Below are 25,074 nucleotides of genomic sequence, written 5' to 3' on the forward strand. Positions count from 1 at the left end.
ACCGCGAGGACCGCGCCGAACACGATATGACCTCGCGGTCCCCTCGGCCCGGACTTCGACGATCAGGCGGTCTTCGCGGCAGCGGCACCGGACGGGGAGGTACGTCCCGCTATGCCGTCCCACAGGGCATGGCGCGCCTCCAGCGCCGCCCGCAGCGTGGCCGCGCAGTCGTTCCACTTCCGCCGGTCGTCCCCGCAGAGATCGACCAGCATCTGCATGGCCATCGGCGTGTGCTGCTCGCCGTCGACCTCGATGTGGCGAGAGAGGTAGTCGCGGAACTTCTCCAGGGCCTCCGCATGCCGGTCCGTCCGCAACACGCGGTCGAACATCTCCGGGATGAGGTCCTCCCTGCCGAACGCGAAGGTCGCCGCCTGGGCGTGCAGGGGAGCGGACTCGATGATCTTCCAGGTGGTCCTGACGAAGTCGGCGGCCGCCGGTGGCACACCGGGGAGCCCCAGTCCCTTTTGGACCGTTCCACCCTCTCTCAGATGGCTGACGAACGACTCGATGGGCCGCACGTCGGCACCTGCCTGCCGCATCCCCTCGACGTACAGCTCGAAGTGGCTGATGTGGCCTTCCCCGAGCTCGTCGCTCTCCTCCACGAGCACGATCTCGTTGATCAGGCGCCGGCTCGTCCGGGGGCCCTGCGGGACCCAGGGGACCCGCACGCAGGTGAGCCGCCCCTGCAGGTTCTTCAGCAGCGACATGAAGTCCCAGACCGCGAAGACGTGGTGCTCCATGAAGACGACCACGTCGTCGAGCTCGTTCAGCGAGTTGTAGACGTCGTGGGCGAGGATCTTCTCCCGGATCGGTTCGATGGTCCTTTGCAGCTCGTGGAGACCGGGGTGAGAGACGTTCCAGCTGTAGCGTGATTCCGACATCTTCTGACTCCTTAGTAGACGTCGTAGTCCCACGACGTCGGCCTGTCGTGCTCCAGGAGATCCGCCTTGGCGAGCCGTTTCTCGTATCGTGCCAGCTCTCTCCGTGTGAGCAGGCGAAAACACGAGACGAGGCATCCGCCGGGGATCCGTCGGCAGGCCGCCCCTTCCAAGTCGATTGCAAGATCGTTCGCTAGCCTGACCGGCGTGCGAGAAGTGATCGTCGTGGGTGTTCTCATCGCGGCCCTGAGCGGCTGCGCGATCGAAGGCGGGGAGCGGATGACAGGGACGGTCGATGCCGGGCGGGAGACCGCCGCGGAGCGGCAGGCCGGGGCGGGGCAGTCGGAGGCCGGGGTGCTCAAGGGGCGGGTCGTCGACGCGGCGGGCAGGCCCGTCGCGGGCGCGGAGATCGTCGCCGACAACCAGCTTCTGTACAACAGCAACCTGGTCGTGACGACGGACAAGGACGGCCGCTACCGGGTGAGCACCGACGTCGCCGCGGCCACGTTCCGGGTGACCGGCACCGTGACCCGCCGCTTCGAGGGCCGTGCCTACACGATGGAGCTGACCCCCCACGACGACACCCCCTTCGCCGGTTCGGACGGTGCGATCCGCGACTTCACCTGGCGGCTCGCCGGTGAGCGGTCCGACGGGCTGGGCTTCTATGGCAGCATGGTCCTCTTCCATCTGGAGTCCTACGACCCACAGAGCCCGGAGACCTTCCTGCAGGACGAGGACGTCACGCTCACCCTGACCCCGCAGGGACCGCTGATCGACGGCTCGGCCGGTGAGGTCATCACCCGCCGGGCCGAGCGCGGCGGCGACGGCTCGGGGGTGCTGGACGTGCCCATCGGCCGCTACCGGATCACCGCCGAGCACCTCGGGCGACCCCTGAAGATCCGGATCCGCGACACCGGCGAGTACGGCGAGGCCGTCGTCGCCGACTTCGAGCGCCTCCTGACCACCGTCCACCGCATCCAGCTCGACCTCAAGCCCTAGCCCAAACCCTCCATCTCGCGGCCGGCGATTCATCTCGTCCGGCAGGGCGGCAGAGAGGTCGGCGGCGTGCCGGCCTCGATCGTCAACTTCTTCAATCCCGCGGTCATCATGATCGGCGGTGATCTGGCCGAGGCGGGCGAGCATCTCCTGGCGAGCGTTCGCGAGGTGGTTTACGCTCGCTCGCTGCCCCTGGCCACCCAACGACTCGGCATCCGCGCCAGCGAACTCGGCGGCCGTGCGGGGGTCATCAAACACGTCTTGGCTCCCGAGGCCGTCGGCCAGTCCAACCCTGCTTAACTTATGTCGACAATCGACATATTGATTATTGACCGCCGACGAAACCAGCCTTTAACATCGCGAAACATGGGGGGTAGCTGACAAAAGTCGCCACTGTTCGGAGGTCGCAATGCCCACGTTCGGCGTATGGCTGGTCGGTGCTCGAGGATCGGTGGCGACCACCGTGATAGTCGGTGCCGCCGCCTTCAGGGCGGGGATCTCCCCTCCTCGCGGCTGCGTTACCGACATCCCCGGCTTCCCCGGCAGGCTTCCGCCGTTCGCCGACATGGTCTTCGGCGGTCACGACACGGCGGAGATCTCCCTGCGCAAACGAGCCGAGCAGCTGAGCGAAGCGGGCGTGATCCCGGCGTATCTGCCCGCCCTGCTCGCCGGGGATCTGGCCGCCGCAGAGGCCGAGATCCGGCCGGGGCACGCGTCCGGCGACGCTCCGCAGAGCGCGGCCGCCGCCCGCCTGATCCGCGATCTCGTCGAGTTCCGCGAGAGACACGGGGCGGACCGCGTCGTCGTGGTCAACGTGTCGTCGACCGAACCCCCCGCCGTGTGGCGCCCCGAGTTCGAGCGGCTGGCCGACCTGGAGGAGGCGCTGGCGGGCGGGGCGGAGGTCCTGCCTCCCAGCTCGCTCTACGCATACGCCGCCTTCCACGCGGGCTGCGCCTATGTCGAGTTCACCCCGTCCACCGGGCCGACCCTGCCCGCGCTGGCGGAGCTGTCCGCCTTGAAGGCCGTGCCGTACGCGGGGCAGGACGGCAAGACCGGGGAGACCCTGGTCAAAAGCGCGCTGGCGCCCATGTTCGCGGGCCGGGCGCTGCAGGTGCGCTCCTGGTCGGGCCTGAACCTGCTCGGCGGAGGGGACGGCGCCACCCTCGCCAATCCGGACGCCAGGGCGAGCAAGCAGATGTCGAAGAACCGGGCCGTCACCGGCGTGCTCGGGGCGGGAATCGACGGCCAGACGCACATCGACTACGTCCCCGACCTCGGTGAGTGGAAGACCGCCTGGGACCACGTCACGTTCGAGGGTTTCCTCGGCGTGCGGATGACCTTCCAGTTCACCTGGCAGGGCTGTGACTCCGCGCTGGCCGCGCCCCTCGTCCTCGATCTCGCCCGGCTGGTCGCCCGGGCGCATGAGAAGGGCCGGCACGGTGTGCTCCCCGAACTCGGTTACTTCTTCAAGGATCCCCTGGCGACGGATGAACACGGGCTCGCCGAGCAGTACGCTCGGCTGCGCGCCTTCGCCGAGGAACTGTCGTGAGGGCGCTGCTCGAACTGGTCAGAGCACCCGCCGCGCTTTCCGTACCCGGCGACACCATGGCCGGTGCGGCGGCGGCAGGACGACCCGCCACCCCCGGACCGGCCGTCGCCTCCTTGTTCCTCTACTTGTCGGGCATGGCGCTCAACGACTGGGCCGACCGGGAGATCGACGCCGTCGAGCGACCGGAACGCCCCATCCCCTCAGGGCGGATCACCCCCGGCCGCGCGCTCGGCATCGCCGTGACACTGACCGGTGCCGGCCTGCTCACGGCGGCGCTCACGGACGGGCGTCGCGGGCTGGCCCGCGCCGGGCTGCTCGCGGGCGCCGTGTGGGCGTACGACCTCGGGCTCAAGCGGACGGCCGCGGGACCCGCGGCCATGGCCGCCTGCCGGGCGCTCGACGTGCTGCTCGGCACGGGCGAGCGCGCCGGGACCGGTGGGCTGATGGCCCTGGCGATCGGCGCGCACACCTACGGGATCAGCCTGTTGGGCCGCGCGGAGGTGAAGGGGGCACACCGAGGAACGATCAACGGTGCGCTGGCGGCGAGCGCGGCCGCGGCCGGGCTGGCTGCCCTGAGCTGCCTGGGAGGGGGCCGTCACCCGGCACCGCCGAACGGGCCGTGTCCCGGGAATGCCACTTTCCCGGTGCCCGCGTCGCACCGCGCCGACGCTCCGGCACCGCATGACCGGGCCGCCGCGGTCGCGCTGCTCGTGGGCTATGCCGCCGTGACCGCCGGTGCGCAGGCCGGGCTGCGGGCCAGTCCGGACCCCGACCAGGTACGGCACGCCGTACGGCTCGGCATCCTCGGCCTGATCCCGCTCCAGGCGGCGGGCGTCGCGGGACGGGGCCGGCTCGCGCAGGCCTGCGCGCTGCTGGCGGCGATGCCCGCAGGCCAGTGGCTCTCGGCCCGGATGGCGACGTCGTGAACTGGGCCTACTGCACGAACGGCTTCTCCGACCACCGGCTTCCCGAGGCACTCGCGATCCTGACCGACCTCGGCTACAACGGGGCGGCGATCACCCTTGACCACGGCCATCTCGACCCCTACGCCGCCGGATCGGCGCACGAGGTGGCGCTGATCGCCAAGCGACTCGATGCGCTCGGCCTCGGCGCGGTCGTCGAGACCGGCGGGCGCTACACGCTGGATCCGTGGCGCAAACACCACCCGACGTTGCTGGACGACGACGCCGGCGCGGCACAGCGGGCCGATCTCCTGAGCAGGGCACTGCGGATCGCCGCCGACCTGGGCGCTCCCGTGGTGCATCTGTGGAGCGGCGTGCGACCCGCCGAGGTCCCCGAAGCGGAGGCATGGGCGCGACTGGTCCGCTGGTGTGAACGGCTTCTCGACGAGGCCGACCGTGTCGGGGTCACGCTGGGGTTCGAGCCGGAGCCGGGGATGCTCGTGGCGGACCTCGCCGGGTACGAGCGGCTGCGCCGCCTGCTCGGCGGCCATCACCGTTTCGGGCTAACCCTGGACATCGGCCACTGCCGGTGCCTCGAACCGTATGACGTCCCCGAGTGCGTGCGGCGGGCACTGCCGTACCTCGCGCACGTGCAGATCGAGGACATGCGCCGGGGCGTCCACGAGCACCTGGAGTTCGGCGCGGGTGAGATCGACTTCCCACCGGTGCTCGCCGCGCTCGACGGCTACCGGGGCCTGGTCGCGGTCGAACTCGCCCGGCACGGTCATGCCGCCCCCGAGGTGGCCCGCAGGTCCATCGACTTCCTGAGGAGGGCGTATGAGCGAGCAGGAGTGGACGGCGCAGGCCGTACAGCAGGTGAAGGCCGACCCTGAGTCGGCGCGGCTGCTGTTCCCGCAGGCCGGGCGGCGCGGCGGACCCGGCGCGCGACACGCGCTGCTGACCGCGCTGCGCGGGAACCCGGCCGTGATCGGCGAGCTCTACCGGCGCGGCGACACCGGCGAGCGGCTGGCGATCCTGAACGCCCTGCCCGAGCTCGCGGTCGGCGCGGCCGCCGTTTCGCTGGTCGAGGACGCGCTGCGCACCAACGACGCCAGGCTGGTCGCCGCCGCGCTCGGCCCCTATGGCTCACGATGGCTGGACGACCACGCCTTCCGTCACGGCGTGCTCAAGTGCGTCTTCCTGTCGATCCCGCTCGCGTCCGTCGCGGGGCTCGACCGCCGCTTCGACACCGAGCTCGCCAGAATGCTCGCCGATCACGCCGCCGAGCGGATGGCCGCGGGCCGACCGGTTCCCCGAGATGTGCTGGAGAGGCTCTGATGCGAATCTTCGACCCCCACATTCACATGACGTCCCGGACCACCGACGACTACGAGCGGATGCGCGCCGCAGGGGTGCGGGCGGTGGTCGAGCCCGCCTTCTGGCTGGGGCAGCCGCGCACCAACGTCGGCAGCTTCCTCGACTACTTCGACGGGCTCCTCGGCTGGGAACCGTACCGTGCCGCGCAGTACGGCATCCGGCACCACTGCGCGCTCGCGCTCAACCCCAAGGAGGCGAACGACCCGCGGTGCACGGACGTGCTCGCCGAACTGCCGAACTATCTGCTCAAGGACTCCGTGGTCGCGGTCGGCGAGATCGGCTACGACTCGATGACCCCGGCCGAGGAGCACGCTTTCGAGGCCCAGCTCGCGATGGCGGCCGACAGCGACCTGCCCGTCCTGGTGCACACGCCGCACCGCGACAAGGTAGCGGGCACCCGGCGCACGCTCGACGTCGTCCGCGCCTCGGGGACGGCGCCGGGGCGGGTGCTCGTCGACCACCTCAACGAGCCGACTGTGGGCCTGGTCGCGGAGTCGGGTTGCTGGATGGGATTCTCGATCTATCCCGACACCAAGATGGACCCGCACCGGATGGTGGCGATCCTCAGGGAGTACGGCACGGCGCGGATGCTGGTGAATTCGGCCGCCGACTGGGGCCGCAGCGATCCGCTGAAGACCCGCGAGGTCGCCGACGCCATGCTCGCGGCCGGGTTCACTGCGGACGACGTAGACCAGGTCCTGTGGCGCAACCCCGTCGCCTTCTACAGGCAGAGCGGGCGGCTCGATATCGGCACGGCATCCGGCGAGCCGGCCCACATTCCTGATGCGCGCTCTGCCGAGCCGGACTTCGCGGGCAACACGATCAGGCGGGGCTGAAGCGCATGCGCTTCCGGCATCCCGACGGCTCGACCGTCCACCTCGCCTACTGCACCAACGTCCACCCCGCCGAGGACCTGCCCGGCATCCACGCGCAACTCACCGGCTTCGCCGCGCGGGTGCGGGATCTGCTCGGCGTCGATCGGCTCGGGATCGGGCTGTGGCTGCCCCATGAGGCGGCGCGGTCGCTGATCACCGACGCCGCCGAGCTCGTACGGCTCCGCGCCCTGCTCAGCCGGCTCGGGCTGGAGGTGGTGACGCTCAACGGCTTCCCCTATCGCGGCTTTCACGACGAGGTCGTGAAATACCGGGTCTACTTCCCGGACTGGACATCGCGCGAGCGGGCGCGTTACACGCTCGATCTGGCAGAGATCCTTGCCCGCCTGCTGCCGGACGACGTCACCGAGGGCACGATCTCGACCCTCCCCCTCACCTGGCGCACCGAGTGGACGGCGGACAGCGCTGCGACGGCCATGGCGAACGTGGACGCCGTAGCGGAGGGGCTGCGCGTGCTCGCCGACCGTACCGGCAAGCTGATCCGGCTGGGGTTCGAACCCGAACCCGGCTGCGTCGTGGAGACCACCGCACAGGCGGCGCGGCTGCTGCGAGACGTGGACCGCGACCACCTCGGTGTCTGCCTGGACGCCTGCCACCTGGCAGTGGGCTTCGAACCGGCCGCGAACGCCGCAGAACTGAGGCTTCCGATCGTGAAATTCCAGGCGTCCTGCGCGCTGGAGTCGCCACCGGGCAGCCAGGCGGTACTGGCCGCGTTCGACGAGAACCGCTTCCTCCACCAGACCCGTGCGGCGTCCGGAGCCGTGGACGACCTGGACGCGGCCCTGGCCGGCGCCCTGCCCACCGAGGAGACCTGGCGGGTGCACTTCCACATGCCGCTGCACACCACACCGCCGCCGCCCCTCACCACCACCGCGCCCTACCTCAAGGAGCTGCTGCGCGCCCTGCTCGGCGGCGGCTCCCCTCTGACCCGGCACGTCGAGGTGGAGACCTACACCTGGAACGTACTGCCCGCAACGCCGGTGGACCTCGCCGAGGGCATCGCCGCCGAACTCGACTGGACGCGCCGGGAACTGGCCATACTCGGACTCAAGGAGCTGTGATGCCGCCCTTGGTTGTGATCAACGTGGTGGGCCTGACCCCACGGCTGCTGGCCCACATGCCGGGCGTCGCGAAGGTCGGCGCAGCCGCGGCGCTGCGGCCCGTCCTGCCCGCCGTCACCTGCTCCATGCAGGCCACCCTGCTGACCGGCGCCATGCCGCGCGACCACGGCATCGTCGGCAACGGCTGGTACTTCAGAGACCTCGGCGAGGTGCTCCTCTGGCGCCAGCACAACGCGCTCATCCAGGGCGGCCAACTCTGGGACGCCGTGCCCGGCCTGCGCACCGCCAACGTCTGCTGGTGGTACGCCATGGGAGCCGCCAGCGACCTGCTCGTCACGCCGCGCCCGATCTATCACGCCGACGGCCGCAAGTCACCCGACTGCTACACCCGGCCACCCTCACTGCATGACGACCTCGAAAGCCGCTTCGGCCCGTTCCCCCTGTTCAGCTACTGGGGACCGAACGCCGGCATCGCCTCCTCCCGGTGGATCGTGGCCGCGGCCCGCCACATCCTGCACGAGGAGCGGCCCGACCTGCTCATGGTCTACGTCCCGCACCTCGACTACGACCTGCAGCGGTACGGCCCGGACGGGCCGGAGGCTGTCAGGGCGGCCCAGGCGGTGGACGCCGCCCTGGCTCCTCTCCTGGCCGAGGACGCCACAGTGGTGGTGCTGTCGGAGTACGGCATCACCAACGCCACGACGCCCGTCGACATCAACCGGGCGCTGCGCTCGGCCGGGCTGCTTGAGGTCCACACCCAGGCGGGAATGGAGTACCTCGACCCGTGGACGTCGCGCGCCTTCGCGGTGGCCGACCACCAGATCGCCCACGTGTACGTGCGTGACCCCGCCGACCTGCGTCGGGCCCGCGACGTGATCGCCGACCTGGCCGGCGTGGACGAGGTCCTCGACCAGGCGGGGAAGGCCAAGTACGGGCTTGACCACGAGCGCGCGGGCGAGCTCGTCGCGGTCGCCGAGCCGCACGCGTGGTTCACCTACTACTACTGGTTCTCCGACGACCGGGCGCCCGACTTCGCCCGGCTCGTGGACATCCACCGCAAACCTGGCTACGACCCCGCCGAGCTGTTCATGGATCCCGCCGACCCGCTCGTGAAAGTCCGCGCGGGCCTGGCGCTGGCCCGCAAGCGGCTCGGCTTCCGCTACACGATGCCGGTGGTGCCGCTCGATCCGGCCCTGGTGCGCGGAAGCCACGGTCGCCTCCCTGACGATCCCAGTGACGGACCTGTACTACTCGGCCCCTTTGATCGAGATGCCTACGACGCCACCGAGGTCAAGGGTTTGCTGACGGCGGTCATCCGGGGTGGCGGGCTCCCGCGCTGACGAGGGCGACGCGCGGGCGGAGACCGGCTTCTTCCGGCGCCAGCACTTCACCGGATGGGTGAGGTGTGCGTGTTCGGGATGAGCGCCGCCGCCGCATCGTGGTCAGCCCCACCACGGCGGAACCGGAACGGCAGCGGGATGAGATGTCCGCGTTCGCCCAGCGGTTCGCCCTCCCCGGTACCGGCTGAACACCAACGTGTTCGTGCCGGAGGTGCTCTCGGGCCGACTCGGACTCGACCTGTCCGGGCGGACCGGCACGGATCGGGTGCTGGAGGCGATCGACCGTACCCTCTTGACGCTGCGCGAGCACCTCAGCACTACGGCATCTGTTCAACCGCATGCTCGGACAGCTCTACCACTGCCTGCAAACCGGCCAGGCCTACGATCCTGCCAAGGCCTTCCCGCCACCCGTCACAGCAGCAGCTTGACGACTTAGCCTCATCGGAGGTCTCATCCGCGGAATACACCCGAGGGGGACGCAGGGCACGCAACCCTGCCTACCTCAAGGAGGCCAACGCACTCGCGCGAGCCCGCAGAGCCGGAGACCGAGCCGAAGCCCGGAAGGTCCATGATCGAATGCGGAGCCTGCCGAGCGTGGATCCCCACGATCCCGGCTTCCGGCGGCTGCGGTATGTGCGCTACTGCGACGACCATCTGCTCGGGTTCACCGGACCAAAAGCCGAAGCCGAAGAGATCAAACAGCGGCTGGCGCAGTTCCTGCGTGATGACCTCAAGCTGGAACTGTCCCAGGACAAGACGCTGATCACCCACGCCCGCTCAGACCGGGCAGGCTTCCTCGGCTACGAGATCAGCGTCCAGCACGACGACAGGCAACGCACTGCCAGCGGCCAGCGCGCCGTGAACGGCGCTGTCAGCCTGCACGTGCCGAAAGCGCTGATCAAGGCCAAGATCGCCCTCTACACCAAGCGCGGAAAACCTGCGCGCCGGCCCCAGGTGATCAACTATGACGACCACGACATCGTCGGGATCTACGGGGCCGAATACCGAGGGCTCGTCCAGTACTACCTGCTCGCCGGTGACGTCCGACGACTGCACCGGCTTCGCTGGGTCATGCTGACCTCCATGCTGAAGACCCTGGCCTCCAAGCACCGCTCGACACCGACGAAGATCGCAGCCAAGCACTGACATTCCCCTGGTTCTTGGACATGGGCTCATGTCGGGGCCACCACCCTGACGAGGACAACCCCGATTGATCACCGCACGGTCGGCCGAACACGCGTTCCCTCGATCGGCCGACCGTGCCTGCTGGGCGTACGGAAGCCCGAGGCTGGGAGACCTCAGGTCATCACGACGCCGCCGTCGACCGCGATGGTCTGGCCGGTGATGTTCACGGCCTGCTCGCTCATCAGGAAGGATACGATCGCGGCGATGTCGTCCGTAGTTTGCGGCCGCTTCATCGGGACCAGCGCATCGACGAACCCTGCGAAGATCTTCTCCGGCGTCGAACCGGCATACGCCGGATCGCTCTCCAGAAGCCACTCGCTGGTCTTCCGCCACATGTCGGTCCAGATCAGCCCCGGCATCACGGCATTGGCCCGTACGCCAGTGACGGCCCCCGCCCTGGCCACGGCATGGGTCAGCTCGATCACCGCAGCCTTCGACGGACCGTAGTCGGCGAGCACGTCCATGCCGAGCCGAGCGGCGATCGAGGCGACATTGACTATCGCCCCAGGCCGTCCGGCACGGCGGCGCAGGAATTCCTGACAGCTGAGGAACGTTCCTCGGGTGTTCACCGCGAATGTGCGGTCCCACTGTTCGTCCGTCAGCTCAGGAAATGGGACGAACAGTCCGATCCCGGCAACGTTGGCCAATGCCGTGACCTCGCCGAGCCGCTCCTCGGCGGTCGTGAACGCCGCCCGCACGGACTCTCGATCGCGCACGTCACACCTGGTGTGGGCGACGGTCGCGCCACTCGAAACGAGCTTCGCGGCGGCCGCGGCGACCCGGTCGGCGTCCACATCGGTCAGGAGTACGGCATGGTCCTCGGCGAGGCGAGCGGCTACCGCGGCGCCCAGCCCGCCCGCGGCACCGGTGACGAGCGCGACCTTCACGGGAGCTCCTTGTCGATCTCGGGGGCGAGCAGCTCGGCCGCACGTTCCGCGGTGATGACGTCCGCCGGGTCGGGTTTGGTGATCTCGCGCGAGGCGGTGTCCTCATAGACGTGCTCGCCGATCAGCCGGCCGCGTTCGTCGTAGGGCCAGACGAACGCCAGGGTGCGCTTCAGCAGGTAGATGTCGGTGGGATCGTCGCCGGCCCGCACCGAGCCGAACACGCTGTCGCCGAGCATCGCGCCGGGCACGAACTGCGAGAACTCGACCTCGCCCGAGAAGCCTCGATCATTGACGGCGATGTCCTGCTTGTTCACCCACATGACGATCGCGTTCGCTTTGACCAGCGACTCGTAAAAGGCCATCACCTGGGCCATGCCGTCGAGAATCACCGATGTGCCGCCTTCGTGAAGGCGGTAATGCGGATGCTCGACGGTCATGCTGGGCGCGAGAAGTTCGCGGTAGCGGCCGGAGACCTCGAGCAAGCCGTGTCGCCGGTAGTTCTTGAGGATGGCGCGGTGACGCGGGTTGTCGGTGTTGTCGATCTGCTTTTCCAGGCTTGCGAACATATGCGTGAACGCGTGTTCGTAGCGGCTCACGGGGTTTCCTCCTAGAGTCCGTCCGGGGGTTCCCACGTTCGCCGCCGGCTACCGGGTCGTCCAGGACATAAAAACGACACACCCATTAACCATTCGGCTAACACCGCAGGTCAACGGGCTGTGATCGGGACGGTGGCCGCATTATGCTCCTGGCTGGGAGGAGTCACCATGGACCTCAACCTGCACCTCGTGCGTTACCTCATCGCGGTCGTCGACGAGGGCCACTTCGGCCGGGCTGCCCAGCGGCTGTACGTGAGCGCACCCTCGCTGAGCCAGCAGGTGCGGAAGCTGGAACGCACGCTTGGCGTGGAGTTGATCGACCGCTCGGCGCACCCGCTGCGCCCGACCGAGGCGGGGAGGCGGTTCCTCGTCGAAGCGCGTGAGGCGCTCGCCGCGTCCGACCGTGCGGTATCCGCCGTTGCCGCCTACCAGCGCGGCCTCACCGGCTGCCTGCGGCTTGGGTTCATGACCGCCGCCGCCGGCCCGCACAGCCGCCGGCTGCTCGACGAGTTGCACAGACGGATCCCGACATCATCAATCCGGCTTGTCGAACTGCCCTGGCCACAACAGGCATCCGCGGTTCGCTCAGGCCACGTGGACGCCGCCCTCGTGCGTCCGCCGATAGCGGACACGACCGGCCTGCGGTTCGACGTCGTGCTTCACGAGCCACGTGTGGTGGCGCTGCCGGTGGCGCACCGACTGGCCGGCCGAGCGACCGTCTCGCTCGCCGAGCTGGATGGGGAACCACACGTCACCGACGACGAGGCGGACGAGCAGTGGGTGCGGTGGTGGGCGTGTGATCCGCGACCGAGCGGTGTGCCTGTCCGTTACGGGCCGTCCGTGCACACGATGGATGAGTTGCTGGAGGTTGTCGCCGCAGGGCACGCCATCTCGATCACCGGAGGCTTCGTCAGTCACAGCCGCTGGCATCCCGATATCGTGTTCGTGCCGGTCATGGACGTCGAACCCTGCCCGCTGTCCCTGTGTACCCGTTCGTCCGATGATTCCGCCCTGGTCACGGCGCTACGACGAGCCGCACACGCGATTGGCACCGAATCCGTCACCCCGGAGTGGGCCTGACCCGGGATCGAAGCCGGCTACCCCTAGAGGGCGCCGGCCTGGCGTGCCGCGTGGACGGCGGCGGTGCGGTTGTGCACGCCGAGCTTGCTCATGGCCGTGCGCATGTAGGCCTTGACGGTCTGCGGGCTCAGCCCCAGTCGCGCGGCGATCTCCACGTTGGAGGCGCCCACCGCGGCCAGGCTCAGCACGTCGCGTTCGCGCTGGGCCAGCGTGATGGTGGCGGGCACCCGCACGCCAGGGCCGACCAAGGCCCGGTGGATCCGGGCCAGTCGCGCGAGCAGAGCGGGGTCGGTGATGCTCCGTACGACATCGGCCAGCTCGGCGATCGCGGCGTGGGCGGAGCCGGGATGAGGCTCCTCGGCGCCAGGTCGCAACAGGTCCTCGACATCCTGTTGCATCTGGGCCGCCACCACGCCGGCGCTGTTCAGCGCCCGATCCCCGATCGGCTGGGGGTCGCGCACCGCGCCGTACATCACGCCCTGGACGACGCCGCGCACGACCACCGGCACGGCGAAGACCGAGGTGATGCGCTCCTCCTCCACCACGATGCGGTCGTAGTCGTGCGTGATGGTCGTGGTTGTCGCGTAGTCGTTGACCCGGCGAGGGGATCCCTCGTGCAGCACGGAGCCGCCAAGGCCGCGGCCGGTGTCCACGGCGAGACCTCTGAGCGAGTCGCCAAGGGTGCCGACGAGACGGCTCAGGACGAGTTGCCGCCTGGTGGCTGCGGGCCTGGTGTGTCCGCCGAAGACGACAGGCACGCCGGTCACCCGCTGGAGCCGCCGAAGCCGCTCCGGGAGTAGTTTGTCGATCGCGGTGCGCACCTCGACGTCATCGTTCACGAACCCTCCCAGCGGTCGAGACCGGCCGCCGTACGTCGTTCTCCGAGGCGGCGAGCCGTGTGAGGGAAGCAGGATACGACACAGGTCAGGGCATGGACACTCCCGCTCGGGGTGGCGCGCGGCCCGCGGCCGTGTCCTGCGGAGTCACGGTAGAGGGCAGCCGGCTACCCCCTCAAGGGGGTATTGCGCGGCTCGGGTGTGTCGCACGCTCATGAGGTCCGCCAACGACGGCGCCTCGAGCACTGTGAGGCGGCGTCAGCCTGCTAACGAGAGGAGATACGCGGTGAACGTGACCGATGCCTACCGTGCGAGCCGGGATCAGTTGCTGTCGCTGCGTGGCGAGCATGCCCGGGCGGTGGCCGAGTTCCGCTGGCCGGAGCTGGGCGAGCGGTTCAACTGGGCGGTGGACTGGTTCAACGCGATCGCGCGGGACAACGACCGTCCGGCGCTGGTGCTGCTGGAGGAGGACGGGACCGCGACACAGCGCGGTTTCGCGGAGCTGGCGCGGGCCTCGGACCGGCTGGCGGCCTGGCTGGCCGCGCACGGCGTACGCAAGGGCGACCCGGTGGTTCTCATGCTCGGCAACCAGGTCGAGCTGTGGGAGTGCATGCTCGCGGTGATGAAGCTGGGGGCGGTGATCATGCCGACCACCCCCGCGGTCGGCCCGGCGGACCTGGTCGATCGGATCGGCCGGGGCGGGGCGCGGCACGTGATCTGCAACGCCGCCGACGTGGGCAGGTTCGCCCACGTCCCCGGGGACTACACCCGGATCAGCGTGGGTGCGGCCGAGGGGTGGGCCGATCTGCGGGGCGCCGCCGCTCTGGAGCACGCGCCGGTGGGGCATCCGGGCACGGCGCCGGGCGATCCGCTGCTGTTGTACTTCACCTCGGGAACCACCTCACGGCCCAAGCTGGTCGAGCACACCCAGGTCTCCTACCCGGTGGGGCACGTGTCGACGATGTACTGGCTGGGGTTGCGGCCCGGGGATGTGCACCTGAACATCTCCTCGCCGGGGTGGGCCAAGCACGCTTGGTCGTCTTTCTTCGCCCCGTGGATCGCTGAGGCCACGATCCTCGTCTACACCTACCGCCGTTTCGACGCCGCCGCGCTGCTGAGGCGGCTCCGCGAGCTGGAGGTCACCTCGTTCTGCGCGCCGCCGACGGTGTGGCGGATGCTGATCAAGGCCGAGCTGGGCGAGCGCCCGGTCGCGCTGCGGGAGGCCGTGGCCGCGGGGGAGCCGCTCAACCCCGAGGTGATCGAGCAGGTCCGGCGTGCGTGGGGGCTGACGGTCCGAGATGGTTTCGGGCAGACCGAGACGACCGCGCAGGTGGGCAACACCCCCGGCTCGCCGGTACGTCCCGGCTCGATGGGGCGCCCACTGCCCGGTATCCCGGTGGTCCTGGTCGACCCGGTCACCGGCCGCCAGGTCAGCGGGGTCGGGGAGGGGGAGATCTGCCTGGACCTCTCGCGCAGGCCGCTGCCGTTGATGACCGGCTACCAGGACGACATCGAGCGCGATGCCGAGGCGATGGCCGGGGGCTACTACCACACCGGGGACGTGGCCGCCGTCGACGACGAGGGGTACATCACCTACATCGGGCGTACCGACGACGTTTTCAAGGCCAGCGACTACAAGATCAGCCCGTTCGAGCTGGAGTCGGTACTGATCGAGCACCCGGCGGTGGCCGAGGCGGCCGTGGTCCCCGCCCCCGACCCGGTACGGCTGGCCGTGCCCAAGGCCTACATCGCCCTGACCCCGGGCCATGCGCCGACGAGGGAGACGGCGCTGTCGATCCTGCGCTACGCCCGCGAGCGCCTGGCCCCCTACCAGCGAATCCGCCGGATCGAGTTCCACGAGCTGCCCAAGACCATCTCCGGCAAGATCCGCCGGGTCGAGCTGCGCGCACGGGAGAACGAGTCGGCGGGGCAGGGCAACGGCGCCGAGTGGCGCGAGGACCAGTTTCCCGAATTCGGCCCAACGCGCCGAGGGTGAGGATCGATACCGCCGAGAGCGCGAGACCCGGCTGGCAGGCGATGGGCGGGCCCTGAGCTTGTCGTTTAACCTGCGCGCTGCTGTCGAGCGATGAGGGTTTTGTCGCGTTTGATGGTTTTCCCGACGTCGTGATGCCGGACGGCCTGCGGTTGGTCGAGCCAGGAGGACGCCCGGGACCGGGCGTGGAGGGTTTCGGTGCACGGGCCGGCAACCGGGAGGCTGTCGCGTAACTCCCAGCCCCGGGTGGTCAAGAGGTGTTCTTGGCGTGGAGAAAGAGCTTGTTCAGGTTGTGGACGGCTCCCAGGAGTTTGATCTCGGTGTCCACGCCGGCGGTGCCTCGGTAGTTGAGGTGGCGTCCGAATCGTTGGAAGAGCTGAGCGAAGCCGGGTTCGACCAGGGCACTGCGCCGTTTGTAGAGGTTGCGGCCGGCGGGTGTGGCCAGCCGGGCTGCCATCTCCCTCCGGGGGACGCCGGGATCAGGTGGGCGGCGAGATTCTCCTGAACGGCGGTGAGCACGGCGAACTGCGCCGAGCCGAGGGTGCTCTCGTCGTGCTCGCCAGTGATCTCGTGGAAGTCCGTCCCGCTGTCGGCGAGGGCGTCCGCTCGGTCGAGGCCGGGAAGGGCGGCGAGCACGAAATCGGTGTAGTCGCGCGAGCCGGTCGAGTTCAGCCGGATCGTGCCCACCGTCCGCGAGGGCTGCGAAGCGGTGTGACAGTTCCACGTGGCGGAACAGGTTCGGGGCGGCGGTCAAGGTCTCGTACATGGTCGTGAGCTGCGCGGTCGTCGCGGCGGGGTCGTCGGCCAGGGCGATCACGAGAAGGAGGTCCTCTTTGTCGCGGTTCAGGACCGCGGCGGGTAGCCCTGCCGCCTCAAGCGTGGCGAGGGCAGCGCCGAGCCCGGCGGGCAGTTCGGGGTCTCGGTTGTCCCGCAGCAGCTGATCGAGCGCAGACCGTTTGCGGGCGATGAGCGCCGCCTGCTCGTCGAGTTCGGAGCGCAGTTCGCCGAGGGCCTCGCGCAAGCCGGCCGCCTGCCCGTCGAGAAGATCCCTGATCCGGCTCAGCGGGAGACCGAGGTGGCGGCAGGCCGCGCGTGGCGCACGCCGGCCGCGGCACCTCGATGACATCCGGCGACGTCGCCGCGCTGCCGGCCGACCTGCGGATATCGAGCTTGACAAGTTCCGAACGGCGCGTAACCCGGTGAACGCCGGCTGCCGGCCTTGGGCTTCTATGCTTCGCCGGGGAGGTGGACGATGGTTTCGGTGCCGTCGTCCCAGCGCCACGGCACGTAGTGGCCCTGCAGATGCACGCCGCCGATCCACCGGTCGATGCCGTTGAGGGCGATCTGGTCGGCCTCTCCGGCCAGCACCCGCGCCCCGGTGTCGGTCAGGCACACGCCCGTCGTCCGCTCCACGGGGCGGCCAGGCGGGTCGAGACGGAGCAGCGGGTGTGGCCCCGCTGCCATCCGGTCCATCCGGCCGAAGCATGTGATGTCCCCCATGTACGGCCGCGTCTCCCGCGCCCCGGCCCTCACGAAGGCCGTCCCGGCATCGGACGCGCCGTCGGCGACGGCGGCCAGCACCCGCCGCTCGGTCAGCGACAGACCGTCCCGCGTCGCCGGATACTCCCGGCTGAGTCGGTCGAATGCCTCGCCCAGGAAGCGCAGCTCGCCCAGCCGCGCGGAGGCGATGGAGCCCAGGCCCTCGGGAGTGGGCGCGCGGAAGGCCGCCCACGCGCGGACGGCCAGTTCGAGCGCCGCCGGGGTCAGCCGCGCACACGCGTTCGTGTGCGACAGCTCACGCAACTGCTCGGCGGTCAGCTCCCCGAGGCCGCCGAAGCGGGCGATGCCCGCGTGTTCGCCTATGCAGATCAAAGTGATGCGCTCGGGGGGAACGCCCAGATCAGCCAGGCGGGCGAGGATCTCGGCGATCTGCAACTGGTCGTACAGGTCCGCCTCGAACCACAGCACGTACTCCCCGTCGCGGTTGGCCCCCAGGGCCCGGTCCCGCTCGGTGAACTGGCGCATCGCCTCGGCGCGCTCGACGCCCTCGTAGCCGGTGAGGTAGTCGACCCTGATCCGGCGCAGCTGGGCCGGCGCCACCTCGGGCACCGGCCCCTCGTGTAGGAGATCGCGCCAGTAGACCACGCGCCGCGCGAGCCCGGTCCCTGGCACGTCGGTGGCGTCGCCGTTGCTGATGTGCAGCGCCTCGGGCATCCAGTCGACCGGGAAGTCGTCCGGCGTCGTGCCCAGGTGCTCGGCGAGGAGCCTGCTGCGGGCGGTCGCGTACGACTCGCCGGTCTTGGCCATCCGGGCGCGCACGTGCCGTTTGAAGCCGGCCTGCTTGGTCATGATCGTCTCCCGCGTCCCGTCCGCGGATCCCCCAGCAATCGCTGCGGCGGGCGCACGATCGACGAATGGTGCCTCGGCCGAGAGGTGGGCCTCCCTTTGCCTCCGTCGGGTGACCCGGCTGGGGCGGGTCGCCGGAGGTTGGGCGCGGACGGTCGCCACCTCTCAAGATACTCGGCGGCCGATACGTCGCGCGACCCCGCCCGCCCAGCGCTGACCAAGAACGTTCGCCGGGTCCGAGGTCAGGCTGTTCTACACCTGCGAGACCACGACCGGGCGATGCGACTGGTTGGAGTGGCATCCGCTCTAGCCCCCGCGGGCCGACGCGGTGGCGAAGACGCGGAAGACGAGGCGGCCGGGTGGCGGAGTCCAGCACACCGGACCCACTCCGCCTCGTCAGAACTCCTGCTCACCAGCTATAACGCGACTTTTCCTGGAGCATGCCGCGCCGGGTCAGCGGCTGGCGAGTTCCGAGAAGATCTCCACCAGTTCAGGCCGGTCGAACGGGCCGACATGGGGTGCCGCGACGCTTCGCACGTCGGTCGGGTTGTTCGGAGTGAGGCGGTCGGCCTCTTTGATGAATCGGTCCTGCAGCGCCGGCGGGATAAGCCGGTCGAGGGTGAGACGCACGTACGTCCGGGGAATCCGGCCCCAGGTGTGTGCCTCGCCCCGGGCTTCGGCCAGGGGAATGCCGGCAGTCTCGTCCGGTTCGAGCATGTTGAGCAGCCGACCGACCCCTTCGTCGGTGAAATCTCCGGCAAGGGCATCCTTGACGCCTTGGAACACCACCGGGTCGGCCGAGCGCCAGTTGAGCCGGCTCACCCCCAGGACCGCTGGATCGGCGACCATGGCCGCGGTCACTTGGGGGAGCAGGCTGTCACTGTTCTCCGGCGTTTCGAGATAAGCGGCCAGGTTCGGCAGGTCCACGCAGCAGTACGCCGCGACGTAGACAACCCGTTCGAGCAGTTCGGGGATGGCGTTGCCGACTCTGCTCACGGTGACGCCGCCCTGGCTCATGCCGACCAGGATCACGGGCCCGTGGCGGCGGGCGCGGCGCACCACGTCCACAACGCGCTCGACATAGTCGTCGATGGTGATCTTGGCGAGCGGCGAAGGTTCGGTTGCCAGTGCCTCGAGGTCCTGCGGGGCCTGGTACGAACGGGGGTAGAACGCCTCGCGGCCGTGTCCCGGAAGGTCGACGGCCACGCACCGGTGCCCGCGCAGGGCGAGCTCGCTGGTCAGCCCCGAAGCCCAGGCCGACGAGGAGTTGGTGCCGTGGATGAACACCAGGGTCGGCGGTCGCCGATCGGCGTCGCGGTTCGTTGTCATTGATGTTCTCTCCTTTGTCTGTTGGACGGGTGGTGTGAGTTGGCGGTCAGCGGTGCGGTGGGCGCCACATCGGCCACAGGGGCGGGCTGTCCGCCACGCGAACCGGCTCGCCGAGATCCTCGAATCCGTGCCGCTGGTAGAGGGCGCGACTCCGGGACGAACTCGCCTCCAGATACGCGGCGAGCCCGTCGGCGTCCGCTCGCTCCAGCCGGTGCCGCAGCATCGCCGAGCCGAGTCCGGTGCCCTGCCGCCCGCTGATCACCCCCATGCAGGGGAGGTAGAGGTGCGGTTCGCGATCGGGGTGCCGTGGGGCCAGTGCCTGGCCCAGGGCCGGCAATCGTGCACCGTTCTCACCGAAGGCCGTCTCCTGGCCCGCCTCGGGCGCGTCCGGGTGCTCCGCATAGGGCGTCTGACCTGCGGCCAGCGTCAGCCATACCGAGGCGCCCTCGCGACGGCCGGCCAGGTACGCCTCGACGGCGGGATGAGTGAGCAGGGGGCGGTAGAAGTGCGCCTGGAGACGACCTCGTTGGCCCATCTCGGGGAAGAGCCAACAGACCAGTGGATCGTTCATGAACGCCTCGGTCAGGACGTCCAACACCGCCTGCTGGTCTGCGTCATCCGCTCGCCGCACGGATGCGTACGGCGTATCAACTGTCATGGGTACATCGTATTGAAACGGTCCCGGAGGTGGATATATCTCGAGAATTTAGCGAGTTAAAGTGAACTAGTACTGAGAGAGATTGAACTAGTACACTCTTGGCGGACAGCAACCTCACCAAGAGATCGGGGACTCTATGCCGTCGTCAACGCCGCGACCGGAACCGCCATACCGGCAGATCGTCACGGAGATCCGTGCCCGGATCCTGACCGGCGACCTGCGGCCCGGCGACCGGGTGCCTTCCATCCGGGAGATCGCCCAGCGATGCGGGGTCGCGGTCGCGACCGCGACCAGAGTGATGGCCACTCTCCGCGACGAAGGGCTGGTCGAAACGAAGGTCGGCGCCGGCACGGTGGTCAGCCCCCTGCGCCAGAAGCAGCCGGCCGGCCTGACCACTCCCCTGAGACCGCGGCGAGCCGACGTCCCCAAGCAGGCACTGAACCGGAAGCAGGCTCTCCGCACCGCCATCGCGATCGCCGACGCCGAGGGACTCGACGCCGTATCCATGCGGCGACTCGCTTCCGAGCTCGGCGTCGGTCCGATGTCGCTGTACCGGCACGTGACGAACAAGGACGAACTGGTGACGCAGATGGCCGACAAGGTCTTCGGCGAACTGGAGCTCCCCATCCCGGGGCCGGAGGGGTGGCGAGCCAAGCTCGAACTGATCTCCCGCCGGCAATGGGAGCTGTGCCGGCGACACCTCTGGCTGCCCAGGGCCATCTCGTTCACGCGACCGTTGCTGGTGCCCAACATGATGGCGCACACCGAGTGGACCCTGCGCGCACTCGACGGGCTTGGACTGCCCATGACGACACGGATTCGCGAGGCGCTCACGCTGCACGCACTGGTCCACACCGTTGCGCTGTCCACGGCGGATGAGATCGAAGCCGAGCAGGAGACCGGTATGACGCTCGACCGGTGGTGGCTGACACAGCGAAAGCGGGCCGACGAACTCCTCCGCTCCGGACGATTTCCGCTGCTGGCCGCGGTTTCCGAGGAAACGGTGTCGGACGTGGACGGATTGTTCGAGTACAGCCTTGCACGCCATCTCGACGGTTTCGCCGCCCTGGTGGAGGATCAGGCCCGAACGCGCCCGTAGTCGGCGTGATGTGGGTTGGGCATCCCAGCGGTAGCGGGGTCTTGCTCGGCGGATGGGTGCGCGGACGGTGACGAACGCACCGCCAGCGCGCACTGCTCGGCCGCCACTATCCGCCGTCGCCTCAGGGAATGGGCCGCCCTGGGCCTGGCCCAGAAGCTGCACGCGATCACTGCGGCCGACGCCGATCGCGCGCAGCTGTAGGGAGAAGAGCACGCGGTCCCCGGCCACCGCCGCCCGGCGATCACTCCAGGTCGCCGTCTCCGGCCCAGTGGGTCGTGCTCCATACGGCGCCACACCGGCAGCGCGTCAGCTCGACCAGCTCGCTCTTTTCGTTCATGGTCAGGCCGTGGTCGAGACGGACGTGAACGTGTGCACTCATAACGGATCGACTTCCGATTGATCATTCGATGCCCCGGCCGGACGCCGGGCGGAAACCAGCCGGCGACATGGGCCGGACCGGGAGCTTTTCTTACTGTCTACCCGAAGTAAGGACCGGTCGACGCGGCTCCCGCGATGTTTTACCCGAGGTCAAGGCATCACCCGAACGGGAGGCACGGGCAGGGCAGGGCCCACGCCACGGTAAAGGAAGCGGTACGGCGAGCCTTGGGCCGACTCGCCGGCCGCGCGTTGTGCACCCCTGCCGGAATGTCGATCCTGAGGTGTCGCCCCGCCATGACAAGATCGCCGAGTCCGGCAAGGCCGTCGTTGCAAAAGTAATTTATTTTCCCTTTGGCGTGCACGGATCGTGCAGCGGGGAGGCCCCACATGGACAGATCGGCTGCCGACTCGCCTGAGGGGCGGCGGGTGCGTCCCGGGTCAGAGATGTGCGGGTGATGGGGATGGCGAAGGAGTCCGGCAGGGCCGAACAGCCGAGGAGCGCGCACCGCGGCTTCACGGAGAACCCCGGCGGGGGCTACGTCACCACGTTGCGCGGGCTGGAGATACTGAACAACTCGCTGCTGAACAAGGGAACGGCGTTCAGCGAGCAGGAGCGCGCGGAGCTGGGCCTGGAGGGGCTGCTCCCCTCGGCTGTCGAGACACTCGACGAGCAGGCGCGCCGCGCGTACGCGCAGTACCGGGCACAACCGACCGGCCTGCGCAAGAACGTCTACCTGTCGGCACTGCAGGACCGTGACGAGGTGCTCTTCTACCGGCTCCTGGCCGATCACCTGCGGGAGATGCTGCCGATCGTGTACGACCCGACGATCGCGCAGGCGATCAGGACCTACAGCCACGAGTACCGCCGGCCGCGGGGCGTCTACCTGTCCGTCGACGACGTGGACGGCATCGAGCGGGCTTTCCAGAACCTCGGCATGGGAGCCGACGACGTCGACCTGATCGTCGCCTCCGACGCGGAGGAGATCCTGGGCATCGGGGACTGGGGGGTGGGCGGCGGGGCCGGCATCGCCGTCGGCAAGCTGGCCGTCTACACCGCCGCCGCCGGGATCGACCCCGCCCGGGTCATCCCCGTCGCGCTGGACGTCGGCACCGACAACGAGGGGTTGCTCAACGACCCGTTCTACGTGGGCAACCGGCACTCGCGGGTGCGGGGGGAACGCTACGACAACTTCATCGACGCCTACGTCTCGGCGGCCACCCGCCTGTTCCCCGGCGCGATGCTGCACTGGGAGGATTTCGGGCCGTCCAACGCCCGGCGCATCCTGGAGAGGTACACCGGCCGGATCCCCACCTTCAACGACGACATGCAGGGCACCGGCGCGATCGTGCTCGCGGCCATGCTGGGCGCCGTCCGCGTCTCCGGTACACCGATGCGCGAGCAGCGAATCGTCGTCTTCGGCGCCGGTACGGCCGGCATCGGGATCGCCGATCAGTTGCGTGACGCGATGGTCCGCGACGGCCTGGACCGCCAGACGGCCACCCGCCGGATCTGGGCGGTCGACAAGCAGGGCCTGCTGATCGACGACATGTCAGACCTGCGCGACTTCCAGTCCCCCTACGCCCGGCCGGCCTCCGAGGTCGCCGACTGGAGCGGGGAGAGGGACGAGATCGACCTCGACGAGGTCGTCGGCCGCGTCAAGCCGACCATGCTGCTCGGCACCTCCACCAAGCACGGCGCCTTCACCGAAAAGATCGTTCGAGCCATGGCCGCCGGTGTCGACAGGCCGATCATCTTCCCGATCTCCAACCCGACCGAGCGGATCGAGGCGATGCCGGCCGACCTGATCCGGTGGACCGACGGCCGCGCCCTGATCGCCACCGGCATCCCGGTCGCCCCCATCACCCACCACGGTGTCACCTACGTCATCGCCCAGGCCAACAACGCCCTGCTCTACCCGGGGCTGGGACTGGGCGCGGTCGTGTCGCGAGCGCGGCGGGTCAGCGACGGCATGCTCCAGGCAGCCGCCGAGGCGGTCGGCGGCATGGTGGACGTCTCGACCCCGGGCGCCTCCCTGCTGCCCCAGGTGGACAACCTGAGAGAGGTCTCGGCCACGGTCGCGGTCGCGGTCGCGGAGCAGGCGGCCAAGGAGGACCTGGCCCGCGCCGACCTGCGGGACACCGTCCAGCAGGTCCAGAACGCGATGTGGCAGCCGCGGTACCGACCGGTTCGGGGGACATGACGATGGCCGGTCAGCACCGGGAGGACGAGAGCGCGCCGCGGATCCTGGACCTGCCGATCGGCCTGGAGGCCTCCGGCACCCGTACCGAGAGCGACTCGATCGGCGAGATCCAGGTGCCGGCCGACCACTACTGGGGCGCGCAGACCCAGCGGTCGCTGATCCACTTCGCCATCGGCGACGACCTGATGCCCAAGGCCGTCTACCACGCCTACGGTTTCGTCAAGAAGGCCGCGGCGATCGTCAACGGCCGCGCCGGCCGGCTGCCCCGGTGGAAGGCCGACCTGATCAGCCGGGTCTCCGACGAGATCGTCCACGGTGACCTGGACAGCGAGTTCCCGCTGTACGTCTGGCAGACCGGCTCCGGCACGCAGTCGAACATGAACGTCAACGAGGTGATCTCCAACCGGGCTCTCCAACTCATCGGCCGTCCGCTCGGCGGCAAGGATCCCGTGCATCCGAACGACCACGTGAACATGGGACAGTCGTCCAACGACACGTTCGTCACCGCCATGCACATCGCCGCGGTGCGGGCGATCGACGGCCGGTTGCTGCCGGCGCTGACGCGGCTGCGTGACGCCACCGCGGCCAAGAGCCTCCAGTGGGAGCACGTGGTCAAGATCGGCCGCACCCATCTGGAGGATGCCACCCCGCTGACGGTCGGCCAGGAGTGGTCGGGCTACCTCGTCCAGATCCAGGACGCCGCCGACCACCTCGAACACACCCTCACCGGGCTGTACCGGCTGGCGATCGGCGGCACGGCGGTCGGCACCGGGCTGAACGCGCCACCGGGGTTCGGGGACGAGGTCGCCGCCCAGATCGCCGATCTCACCGGCTACCCCTTCGTCAGCGCCCCCAATAAGTTCGCCGCCCAGGCCTCGTGCGACGCGCTGGTCCGGGTCTCGGCGGCGGTGCGCGCCCTGGCGGTGTCGCTGTTCAAGTTCGCCAACGACATGCGCTGGCTGGGATCGGGGCCCCGGGCCGGCCTGCACGAGCTGATCCTGCCGTCCAACGAACCGGGGTCCTCGATCATGCCGGGCAAGGTCAATCCGACCCAGGCGGAGGCGATGCTGATGGTCGCCATCCAGGTGGTCGGCAACGACAGCGCGGTCTCGATGGCGGGCGCGGAGGGCAACTTCGAGCTCAACGCCTTCCGCCCTGTCATCATCAACAACGTCCTGCACTCGGTACGGATCCTGTCCGACATGATGGACCACTTCCGCGTCTACCTCATTGAGGGCGCTCAGCTCGACACCGCCAGGCTGAAGGACGACGTCGACCGGTCCGTGATGATGGTGACCGCGCTCAGCCCGATCATCGGCTATGACGAGGCCGCGCGGATCGCCCACCGAGCGCTCGACGAGGACCTCACGCTCAAGGAGGCCGCTCTCAAGTCCGGCGTCAGCCAGGCCCTCTACGACAAGGTCGTCGATCCCGAACGCCTCACCCGGCCCGGCGTGGCCGCCTCAGGTGACGGCACGCCTCCCTGAGGC

Annotated in this window: 24 protein-coding genes and 1 pseudogene; 17 read left to right on the forward strand and 8 right to left on the reverse strand. The window is 69.5% G+C overall.

The genetic code is table 11. The features are described from left to right. Nucleotides 1-62 precede the first annotated feature (62 nt). Nucleotides 63-881 (reverse strand): DUF3050 domain-containing protein, encoded by an 819-nt coding sequence (locus ABZU75_RS09630; protein WP_355551314.1) that lies wholly within the window; start codon nt 879-881, stop codon nt 63-65. 204 nt (nt 882-1,085) lie between these two features. On the opposite strand from ABZU75_RS09630, the gene ABZU75_RS09635 reads away from it, so the two are divergent. From ABZU75_RS09635 to ABZU75_RS09685, 11 genes are all read left to right on the forward strand, one after another. Beyond that, complete coding sequence (locus ABZU75_RS09635; RefSeq protein ID WP_355551316.1) at nt 1,086-1,877, forward strand: carboxypeptidase-like regulatory domain-containing protein; 792 nt, start codon at nt 1,086-1,088, stop codon at nt 1,875-1,877. Between the two features lie 66 nt (nt 1,878-1,943). Further along, the gene (locus ABZU75_RS09640) at nt 1,944-2,174 is read left to right on the forward strand and encodes a hypothetical protein (protein WP_355551318.1); all 231 of its coding nucleotides are present in this window, start codon (nt 1,944-1,946) and stop codon (nt 2,172-2,174) included. Between the two features lie 109 nt (nt 2,175-2,283). After that, a complete protein-coding gene (locus tag ABZU75_RS09645; protein WP_355551320.1) occupies nt 2,284-3,423 on the forward strand; it encodes an inositol-3-phosphate synthase in 1,140 nt (379 codons plus the stop codon). Next, nucleotides 3,420-4,349 (forward strand): SCO3242 family prenyltransferase, encoded by a 930-nt coding sequence (locus tag ABZU75_RS09650; RefSeq protein WP_355551323.1) that lies wholly within the window; start codon nt 3,420-3,422, stop codon nt 4,347-4,349. Before ABZU75_RS09645 ends, ABZU75_RS09650 begins: the two co-directional genes overlap by 4 nt. Next, nucleotides 4,346-5,218 carry a sugar phosphate isomerase/epimerase family protein gene (locus ABZU75_RS09655; RefSeq protein ID WP_355551325.1) on the forward strand — a complete coding sequence of 291 codons (873 nt, stop codon included), beginning with the start codon at nt 4,346-4,348 and terminating at the stop codon, nt 5,216-5,218. The genes ABZU75_RS09650 and ABZU75_RS09655 overlap by 4 nt, the downstream gene beginning before the upstream one ends. After that, on the forward strand, nt 5,163-5,663 hold the full coding sequence (locus ABZU75_RS09660; RefSeq protein WP_355551327.1) for an EboA domain-containing protein: 501 nt from the start codon (nt 5,163-5,165) through the stop codon (nt 5,661-5,663). Before ABZU75_RS09655 ends, ABZU75_RS09660 begins: the two co-directional genes overlap by 56 nt. Beyond that, nucleotides 5,663-6,538: a TatD family hydrolase gene (locus tag ABZU75_RS09665; RefSeq protein WP_355551329.1), complete on the forward strand. Its 876-nt coding sequence runs from the start codon at nt 5,663-5,665 to the stop codon at nt 6,536-6,538. Before ABZU75_RS09660 ends, ABZU75_RS09665 begins: the two co-directional genes overlap by 1 nt. A 5-nt stretch (nt 6,539-6,543) precedes the next feature. Continuing rightward, nucleotides 6,544-7,656, forward strand: a complete 1,113-nt coding sequence (eboE, locus tag ABZU75_RS09670) for a metabolite traffic protein EboE (protein WP_355551332.1) — start codon at nt 6,544-6,546, stop codon at nt 7,654-7,656. Continuing rightward, on the forward strand, nt 7,656-8,996 hold the full coding sequence (locus ABZU75_RS09675) for a nucleotide pyrophosphatase/phosphodiesterase family protein (RefSeq protein WP_355551334.1): 1,341 nt from the start codon (nt 7,656-7,658) through the stop codon (nt 8,994-8,996). Before eboE ends, ABZU75_RS09675 begins: the two co-directional genes overlap by 1 nt. A gap of 65 nt (nt 8,997-9,061) precedes the next feature. After that, entirely contained in the window at nt 9,062-9,184 is a 123-nt protein-coding gene (locus tag ABZU75_RS09680) for a hypothetical protein (protein ID WP_355551336.1), read from the forward strand. A gap of 406 nt (nt 9,185-9,590) precedes the next feature. Then, nucleotides 9,591-10,142, forward strand: coding sequence for a group II intron reverse transcriptase/maturase (locus ABZU75_RS09685; protein ID WP_355551338.1), 552 nt, complete (start codon nt 9,591-9,593; stop codon nt 10,140-10,142). A 152-nt stretch (nt 10,143-10,294) separates the two neighbouring features. On the opposite strand, the gene ABZU75_RS09690 is transcribed toward ABZU75_RS09685, so the two are convergent. Together ABZU75_RS09690 and ABZU75_RS09695 are read right to left on the reverse strand one after the other, a co-directional pair. Continuing rightward, the gene (locus ABZU75_RS09690) at nt 10,295-11,068 is read right to left on the reverse strand and encodes an SDR family NAD(P)-dependent oxidoreductase (protein ID WP_355551340.1); all 774 of its coding nucleotides are present in this window, start codon (nt 11,066-11,068) and stop codon (nt 10,295-10,297) included. Further along, a complete protein-coding gene (locus ABZU75_RS09695) occupies nt 11,065-11,664 on the reverse strand; it encodes a hypothetical protein (RefSeq protein WP_355551342.1) in 600 nt (199 codons plus the stop codon). Before ABZU75_RS09695 ends, ABZU75_RS09690 begins: the two co-directional genes overlap by 4 nt. A gap of 168 nt (nt 11,665-11,832) precedes the next feature. Between ABZU75_RS09695 and ABZU75_RS09700 the strand changes: the two genes are divergently transcribed. Continuing rightward, nucleotides 11,833-12,744 (forward strand): LysR family transcriptional regulator, encoded by a 912-nt coding sequence (locus ABZU75_RS09700; RefSeq protein ID WP_355551344.1) that lies wholly within the window; start codon nt 11,833-11,835, stop codon nt 12,742-12,744. A 23-nt stretch (nt 12,745-12,767) separates the two neighbouring features. Here ABZU75_RS09700 and ABZU75_RS09705 read toward each other — a convergent pair whose 3' ends face one another. Further along, nucleotides 12,768-13,583 carry a LuxR C-terminal-related transcriptional regulator gene (locus tag ABZU75_RS09705; protein WP_355551346.1) on the reverse strand — a complete coding sequence of 272 codons (816 nt, stop codon included), beginning with the start codon at nt 13,581-13,583 and terminating at the stop codon, nt 12,768-12,770. A gap of 283 nt (nt 13,584-13,866) precedes the next feature. Here ABZU75_RS09705 and ABZU75_RS09710 point away from each other — a divergent pair, with 283 nt between their 5' ends. After that, a complete protein-coding gene (locus ABZU75_RS09710; protein WP_355551348.1) occupies nt 13,867-15,576 on the forward strand; it encodes an AMP-binding protein in 1,710 nt (569 codons plus the stop codon). A gap of 247 nt (nt 15,577-15,823) precedes the next feature. Here ABZU75_RS09710 and ABZU75_RS09715 read toward each other — a convergent pair whose 3' ends face one another. The 4 genes from ABZU75_RS09715 to ABZU75_RS09730 all read right to left on the reverse strand — a co-directional run bounded on the left by ABZU75_RS09715 (nt 15,824) and on the right by ABZU75_RS09730 (nt 19,906). Further along, the gene (locus ABZU75_RS09715) at nt 15,824-16,594 is read right to left on the reverse strand and encodes a transposase (protein ID WP_355551350.1); all 771 of its coding nucleotides are present in this window, start codon (nt 16,592-16,594) and stop codon (nt 15,824-15,826) included. 206 nt (nt 16,595-16,800) lie between these two features. Further along, nucleotides 16,801-17,922, reverse strand: a complete 1,122-nt coding sequence (locus ABZU75_RS09720; RefSeq protein WP_355551352.1) for a hypothetical protein — start codon at nt 17,920-17,922, stop codon at nt 16,801-16,803. Between the two features lie 450 nt (nt 17,923-18,372). Then, nucleotides 18,373-19,248, reverse strand: a complete 876-nt coding sequence (locus tag ABZU75_RS09725) for an alpha/beta hydrolase (RefSeq protein ID WP_355551354.1) — start codon at nt 19,246-19,248, stop codon at nt 18,373-18,375. 46 nt (nt 19,249-19,294) lie between these two features. After that, nucleotides 19,295-19,906, reverse strand: coding sequence for a GNAT family N-acetyltransferase (locus tag ABZU75_RS09730; protein ID WP_355551356.1), 612 nt, complete (start codon nt 19,904-19,906; stop codon nt 19,295-19,297). 136 nt (nt 19,907-20,042) lie between these two features. On the opposite strand from ABZU75_RS09730, the gene ABZU75_RS09735 reads away from it, so the two are divergent. The 4 genes and pseudogenes from ABZU75_RS09735 (at nt 20,043) to ABZU75_RS09750 (ending at nt 25,071) form a co-directional block, all read left to right on the forward strand. Continuing rightward, nucleotides 20,043-21,005 carry a GntR family transcriptional regulator gene (locus tag ABZU75_RS09735; protein ID WP_355551358.1) on the forward strand — a complete coding sequence of 321 codons (963 nt, stop codon included), beginning with the start codon at nt 20,043-20,045 and terminating at the stop codon, nt 21,003-21,005. A 66-nt stretch (nt 21,006-21,071) separates the two neighbouring features. Continuing rightward, nucleotides 21,072-21,173: pseudogene (locus ABZU75_RS09740) on the forward strand (IS5/IS1182 family transposase); the annotation flags it as partial. A 671-nt stretch (nt 21,174-21,844) separates the two neighbouring features. Further along, nucleotides 21,845-23,584, forward strand: coding sequence for an NAD-dependent malic enzyme (locus ABZU75_RS09745; RefSeq protein ID WP_355551361.1), 1,740 nt, complete (start codon nt 21,845-21,847; stop codon nt 23,582-23,584). Between the two features lie 2 nt (nt 23,585-23,586). Then, on the forward strand, nt 23,587-25,071 hold the full coding sequence (locus tag ABZU75_RS09750; protein ID WP_355551363.1) for a class II fumarate hydratase: 1,485 nt from the start codon (nt 23,587-23,589) through the stop codon (nt 25,069-25,071). Nucleotides 25,072-25,074 lie beyond the last annotated feature (3 nt).

It is taken from the genome of Streptosporangium sp. NPDC005286, from assembly GCF_040607515.1.
Lineage (GTDB): Bacteria > Actinomycetota > Actinomycetes > Streptosporangiales > Streptosporangiaceae > Streptosporangium.